9 protein-coding genes are annotated in these 6,317 nt (G+C 55.6%); 1 reads left to right on the top strand and 8 read right to left on the bottom strand.

Going from position 1 to position 6,317, the window contains the following annotated elements:
- A partial coding sequence (locus ACW14G_RS21760; protein WP_455648791.1) for a UbiD family decarboxylase domain-containing protein occupies positions 1–611 on the bottom strand: 611 nt, incomplete at its 3' end.
- Between the two features lie 162 nt (positions 612–773).
- On the opposite strand from ACW14G_RS21760, the gene rfaH reads away from it, so the two are divergent.
- On the top strand, positions 774–1,262 hold the full coding sequence (gene rfaH, locus ACW14G_RS21765; protein WP_455648792.1) for a transcription/translation regulatory transformer protein RfaH: 489 nt from the start codon (positions 774–776) through the stop codon (positions 1,260–1,262).
- A gap of 1 nt (position 1,263) precedes the next feature.
- Here rfaH and tatD read toward each other — a convergent pair whose 3' ends face one another.
- From tatD to ACW14G_RS21800, 7 genes are all read right to left on the bottom strand, one after another.
- Positions 1,264–2,058, bottom strand: a complete 795-nt coding sequence (tatD, locus tag ACW14G_RS21770; protein ID WP_167577150.1) for a 3'-5' ssDNA/RNA exonuclease TatD — start codon at positions 2,056–2,058, stop codon at positions 1,264–1,266.
- Between the two features lie 27 nt (positions 2,059–2,085).
- Complete coding sequence (gene tatC, locus ACW14G_RS21775; RefSeq protein WP_064546487.1) at positions 2,086–2,850, bottom strand: Sec-independent protein translocase subunit TatC; 765 nt, start codon at positions 2,848–2,850, stop codon at positions 2,086–2,088.
- Positions 2,851–2,852: 2 nt separating this feature from the next.
- Positions 2,853–3,377 (bottom strand): Sec-independent protein translocase protein TatB, encoded by a 525-nt coding sequence (gene tatB, locus ACW14G_RS21780; protein WP_167577151.1) that lies wholly within the window; start codon positions 3,375–3,377, stop codon positions 2,853–2,855.
- Between the two features lie 3 nt (positions 3,378–3,380).
- Entirely contained in the window at positions 3,381–3,635 is a 255-nt protein-coding gene (gene tatA, locus ACW14G_RS21785) for a Sec-independent protein translocase subunit TatA (protein WP_064546483.1), read from the bottom strand.
- A gap of 76 nt (positions 3,636–3,711) precedes the next feature.
- Entirely contained in the window at positions 3,712–5,352 is a 1,641-nt protein-coding gene (ubiB, locus tag ACW14G_RS21790; protein WP_163448189.1) for a ubiquinone biosynthesis regulatory protein kinase UbiB, read from the bottom strand.
- On the bottom strand, positions 5,349–5,954 hold the full coding sequence (ubiJ, locus tag ACW14G_RS21795; protein WP_167577152.1) for a ubiquinone biosynthesis protein UbiJ: 606 nt from the start codon (positions 5,952–5,954) through the stop codon (positions 5,349–5,351). Before ubiJ ends, ubiB begins: the two co-directional genes overlap by 4 nt.
- 15 nt (positions 5,955–5,969) lie before the next feature.
- On the bottom strand, positions 5,970–6,317 hold a 348-nt coding region (locus tag ACW14G_RS21800), incomplete at its 5' end, for a class I SAM-dependent methyltransferase (protein ID WP_455648793.1).

A 6,317-nucleotide genomic window follows, 5' to 3' on the forward strand; every position in this document is an offset into this window, starting at 1 on the left:
CACCACTCCTGGAAATCCAGCGCGCCGCCGCGATGCGACAGCCAGCGCATAATCAATTTGTTTTTGCCAATCACCTGCTGACGATAGATGCCCAGGTTCTGCCGCTCTTTATGCGGACCACGGGTCACCGTCAGGCCCCAGGTAATGAGCGGTGCCGCATCTTCCGGCCAACAGGTCATCACCGGAATGCGCGAGAGATCGACATCGTCGCCGGAGAGAACTTTCTGCTGGCAAGGCGCGCCGCGCAGGCGCTTAGTCGGCATGTTCAACACCTGTTTGAACTGCGGCAGTTTGTCGAACAAGTCGCGGAAACCTTTTGGCGGCTCCGGTTCCTTCAGGAAGGCTAAGAGTTTACCCACTTCACGTAACGCGCTGACGTCTTCCTGCCCCATGCCCAGCGCCACGCGCTTGGGGGTGCCGAACAGGTTGCACAGCACCGGCATGTCATAACCTTTAGGATTTTCAAACAGCAGCGCTGGCCCACCCGCACGCAGGGTGCGATCGGCAATTTCGGTAATTTCCAGATGGGGATCAACCGGGAGGCTAATACGTTTTAGTTCACCCTGCTGTTCGAGTATGGTCAGAAAGTCGCGTAGGTCATGGTATTTCATGGGGTAATTCTTGGCCTCCTGGTAAGCGCCTTAGTATACGGCGAATGGTCCTTCGATGCTGTATTTTTGTTAAATTAGCGTGAATTAAAGCTGTCATAATCAACATCGCGATCTGCCCGCACTTTTGCTATGCTTCCGCGCTAACGAGTGGAAAGAGTCATTATGCAAGCCTGGTATTTACTGTACTGCAAACGCGGGCAACTTCAGCGCGCCCAGGAACATCTTGAGAGACAGGCGGTAAACTGCCTGACGCCGATGATCACCCTGGAAAAAATAGTGCGCGGCAAGCGCACCTCGGTTAGTGAGCCGCTGTTCCCGAACTATCTGTTCGTGGAATTTGACCCGGAGGTGATTCACACCACCACGATTAACGCCACCCGCGGCGTCAGCCATTTTGTCCGTATTGGGATGAGTCCGGCAACCGTGCCATCTTCGGTCATCCATCAGCTCTCAATCTATCAACCTGATGATATCACCGACCCGGAAACACCCTATCCCGGCGACAGCGTGGTCATTACCGAAGGTGCGTTCGAAGGGCTGAAGGCCATCTTTGCCGAGCCTGACGGCGAAGCACGCTCTATGCTGCTGCTTAACCTGCTCAACAAGCAAATTAAGCAGAGCGTCAAAAACACCGATTTCCGCAAGGCCTGAACTAAAAGTCGATCTTCAATAGCCGTTTGGCGTTACTGTCCGTAACGGCTTCCAGCCACTGTGCGTCTTCCCCACGCCATTCGGCCACGCGTGACAGAATATGCCGTACGTAGGCCGGCTCGTTACGACGCGATGCCGGTTTCGGCGTCATGTCGCGCGGCAACAGATACGGCGCATCGGTCTCCAGCAGCAGGCGATCCGCGGGGATCGTCGGCAGCAGTTCTCGCAGTTCCAGACCGCGACGCTCATCGCAGACCCAGCCGGTGATGCCAATCATCAGGCCCCGGTCCAGGCACTGCTGCGCTTCTTCACGCGTGCCTGTAAAGCAGTGCAGCACTGCACCCGGCAAATGGTCGAGCCAAGGCTCCAGCAGCGCGAGGAAACGCTCGTGAGCATCGCGGCAGTGCAAAAATACCGGCATACCCAGCTCGGCGGCCATCGCCAACTGAGCGCTAAACGCGATTTCCTGCTCGGCTGGCGTGGAGAAGTTGCGGTTGAAGTCCAGGCCGCACTCGCCCACAGCCACGACTTCGGGCTTGTTCACCAGCGCATAGATGGCGTCCGCTACCTCCGGCGACCAACTGCTGCTGTCATGTGGATGAACGCCTGCCGTTGACCAACAGCCTTCAAAGCGTTCCGCTAGCCGCTGTGCTTCTTCGCTCTCATGACGGTTGGTTCCGGTCAGCAGCATGCCGTGCACGCCCGCGGCCCGTGCTCGCGCGACCACCTCATCACGATCGCGCGCGAACTGTGAACTGGTCAAGTTAACACCGATATCAAACATCCTTGCCCCCATATGACAACCGCCCTTACGGGCGGTTGGTTATTCTTCAGTTTGTTCCGCTTCCGCGTCTTCGTCACGCGTGAGTCGCTTGCCCGCGTAGAAACGAGAGAAGAAGACCCCCACTTCAAACAGACAGTACATCGGGATAGCCAGCAGCGTCTGCGAGAACACGTCCGGCGGCGTCAGCAGCATGCCGACCACAAACGCGCCAACCAGCACGTAAGGGCGCTTCTTGCGCAGATCGTCCGGCGTGGTCACGCCGACCCAGCACAACAGAACGATAGCAACGGGCACCTCAAACGACACGCCGAAAGCAATAAACAGCGACATGACAAAATCGAGATAGCTCTTGATATCCGTTGAGACCAGCACCCCTTCCGGCGCGGTATGCGTCAGGAAGCCAAAGGCCAGCGGGAACACCACAAAGTAGGCAAACGCCATGCCGATATAAAACAGCAGGGTGCTGGACACCAGCAACGGCACCACCAGACGACGTTCATGCTTATACAGCGCAGGGGCAACAAACGCCCATACCTGGTACAGAATAACCGGCGCGGAGAGGATCAGCGAAACCATAAAGGTCAGCTTGATCGGCGTGAAAAACGGCGATGCCACGTCGGTGGCGATCATCGTCGCGCCAACCGGCATCTGTTTAATCAGCGGCGCGGAGACCAGCTGATAGATATCGTTGGCGAAGTAAACCAACGCCAGGAAAATGACGAGAACCGCGATGATGCAGTTGAGCAGGCGCTTGCGCAGCTCAATCAAATGAGCGATCAGCGGTTGAGTATCTTCTACGCTCATGTTTACGATTTATCACTCGATGCGGGGGAGGATTCAGGAGCAGCGGCAGCAGAGACTTTCTCTTTCTCTGCCGGTTTCACCACCTCGGACTCCGGTACTTCGGCAGGCTTAGCCACCGGCTCTTCAGCGTGCGTCGCCTGCGGTTCAGCCGCCTGCGATGGCTCAACGGCTTTATCCTTCGCCACCGGGTTATGGATGGTATTGGCCTCGTCGCTCGCCTTTTCAGGATCATGCATCGAATAGGACCGTTTCATCGACTCAGCCGCTTCACGCAGTTCATCCATGGAAGCCTTAAGTTCAGGCGTCAGGCTATCCAGACTTGCTTTCTCCACTTTCTTCAGGCTGTCCTGAAACTCCTGGAGTTTAAGCTCCTGCGTCAGCTCATTTTGTACGGTAGTCGCCAGCGAACGCAGCGCCCGAATCCAGCCCACCACCGTTTTCACCGCTACCGGCAGACGTTTTGGCCCCAATACAATGAGGCCAATAACGAACACCAGCAGCAGTTCACTGAAACCAATATCAAACACGAATTACACCTGCTCGTTGTCGTGGCGTTTCGCTTCGTCTTTCTTTGCACTTTCCTGCTTATCAGCAATTGATTTTGCAGTGAAATCTGCATCCTGGTCCGCTTTAGGTTTGGTGTCGTCTTCATCACTCATGGCCTTCTTGAAGCCTTTGATGGACGAGCCTAAATCGGAACCCAGCGAGCTCAGCTTTTTAGTCCCGAAAAGCAGAACTACGATAACGACGATAATCAGCAACTGCCAAATACTAATACCACCCATACATGTTCCTCTGATAGATGATGAATTAATCAGCGCGCATTATACGTTATGCGGCGCCCTGTTAGCGACGCATAATTCAGCGCGTCTTCCGCCATCCCACGAGCCATACCACCAGCCCTCCGGCCATAAGCCACGCGGGTGCCAGCCCCCATTCAGGGCGTTGAACCAGTAATACGGTACCGCTGAGGAGTAAAACCGCACCTATACCAAAGAGATAACGCGATTGCCCCTGACGGGTACGGTGCGTTGCCATCTCCTGAGAAAGCTTCTCAAGGCTAGCCTGTACCTGTTTGCTCTGACGCAGGCTGTCGTAGACTAACTCAGGCAATTCCGGCATTTTTTCAATCCAGAACGGCGCTTTTTCCTTCAGCGCGCGGAACAACGCCGGAATACCGACCTGATCCTTAATCCACGATTCGAGGAACGGTTTTGCCGTCTTCCATAAATCTAACTGAGGATAGAGCTGACGTCCTACCCCTTCTACGTAAAGTAATGTCTTTTGCAGTAACACGAGTTGTGGCTGCACTTCCATGTTGAAGCGCCGGGCGGTGTTAAACAGGTTCAGCAGCACGTGACCAAAGGAGATCTCCGCCAGCGGCTTTTCGAAAATCGGTTCGCAAACGGTACGAATCGCGAATTCAAACTCTTCGACGTTGGTGTCCGGCGGTACCCAGCCGGAATCGACGTGCAGTTCGGCCACCTTGCGGTAGTCGCGGTTGAAGAAGGCGATAAAGTTTTCCGCCAGGTAGCGTTTGTCTTCTTTATTTAGCGAGCCGACGATACCGCAGTCGATGCCAATATACTGGGGATCTTCCGGATGCTCATAGCTAACAAAGATGTTGCCAGGGTGCATATCGGCGTGGAAGAAGCTGTCGCGGAACACCTGGGTAAAGAACACCTGCACGCCGCGCTCGGCCAGCAGTTTCATGTTGGTGTTCTGCTTCTCAAGCGTCTCAATGTCGGACACCGGAATCCCGTAGATGCGCTCCATCACCAGCATATCGACGCGACAGTAGTCGGAATACACCTCTGGCACGTACAGCATCGGGCTATTTTCAAAATTACGCCGCAGCTGGATGGCGTTCGCCGCTTCGCGCAGCAGGTTCAACTCGTCGATCAGCGTTTTTTCATAGTCGCGCACCACTTCCACCGGGCGCAAACGACGACCGTCCGGCAGCAGGCGGGGAACCCAGCGCGCCAGGCGGTAAATCAGCTTCATATCGGCTTTGATGATCGGCAGGATATCCGGACGGATCACCTTGATAACCACCTCTTTGCCGTTCTCTTTCAGACGTGCGGTGTGCACCTGGGCAATAGAGGCTGAAGCTAGCGGTTCAATGTCAAAATCGTCAAACCAGCTCTCGACGGGAATATCGCCCATCGATTTTTCAATCTGCTGCTTCGCCAGCTTGCCGTCAAACGGCGCAACGCGATCCTGCAGCAGGATTAATTGGTCGGCAATCTGCGGGGGGAAAAGGTCGCGACGGGTAGACAGCATTTGCCCGAACTTAATCCATACCGGGCCAAGCTCCTGTAACGCCAGCCGCAGACGTTCGCCCAGCGGCTTATCCTTGTGGCGATTTGGCATCCAGAACAGCAGCCGACGCCCCATTCGCAGCGGCAGCGTGATACGCATTTTGGGAATGAGCTCATCAAGCCCGTAACTCAAAAAGGTGCGGATGATAAAATACAGGCGCCGTAATTCTCCTGGCGTCATTTCCCCTCCAGTTTTTCCAACCGTTTGGCCAGCGCCGCAAGCTCACGCTCCACCGCCGCCGTCTCTTCCGCAAACCAGGCGACTTCCAGCGCGCCCGGTGCCAGACGCCACTCTTCCGTCAGGGTTTCAGCCACATAGCGCTGCTGACGTGCCAGACCATGCTGTAAGAACTTCGCCCCGCCGCGCAGCAGTTTACTGACGCCTTCGGCGGCAATATCGCCTGTATACGGCGCCAGCAGTTCTGCCGGGTCAAACTCGGCGAGATCGGCCAGCGACACCAGGTTTTGTACCACCTGAAGGTCGCCCTGCACTTCCAGATCGTTATTGCGGATAAGCGCGGTGAGCTGCTGGCGATTGCGCAACTGCGGCAACACGCTAACCCGGGTGATGACGGTGCAATCAGCCTCGCCTTCCCACGCGCCCAGTACGTCAACCTGACGTTCACTGAAGACCAGCACCAGCGGCGAAGAAAACTCTTTCAGTTCAACGCGTAATACTTTCCCGATAAGACGCTGACGGGCAGGCTTTAACGCTTTTTCACGCCAGAGCAGCGCGTTTATAGCGGTTTCAATACTGCCGGTCATTAAGGGTTTTAAAGGCATAGCGGCCCCCACTTATCAGAATTTATAGCCACGGTGCAGCGCGACAATCCCTGCCGTCAGGTTGTAGTAATCAACGTTTTCCAGCCCGGCGTTCTGCATCATCTCTTTCAGCGTGTCCTGATCCGGATGCATACGGATAGATTCCGCCAGATAGCGATAGCTGTCGGCATCATTAGCCACCGCTTCGCCAATACGCGGCAGAATGTGGAACGAATAGGCGTCGTAGGCTTTGCTCAGCGGGTCGAAAACCGGCTTGGAGAATTCGAGCACCAGCAGGCGTCCGCCCGGCTTCAGCACGCGGTACATGGAACGCAGCGCTTTGTCTTTGTCGGTGACGTTACGCAGACCGAAAGAGATGGTGAT

Source organism: Kluyvera sp. (assembly GCF_965301105.1).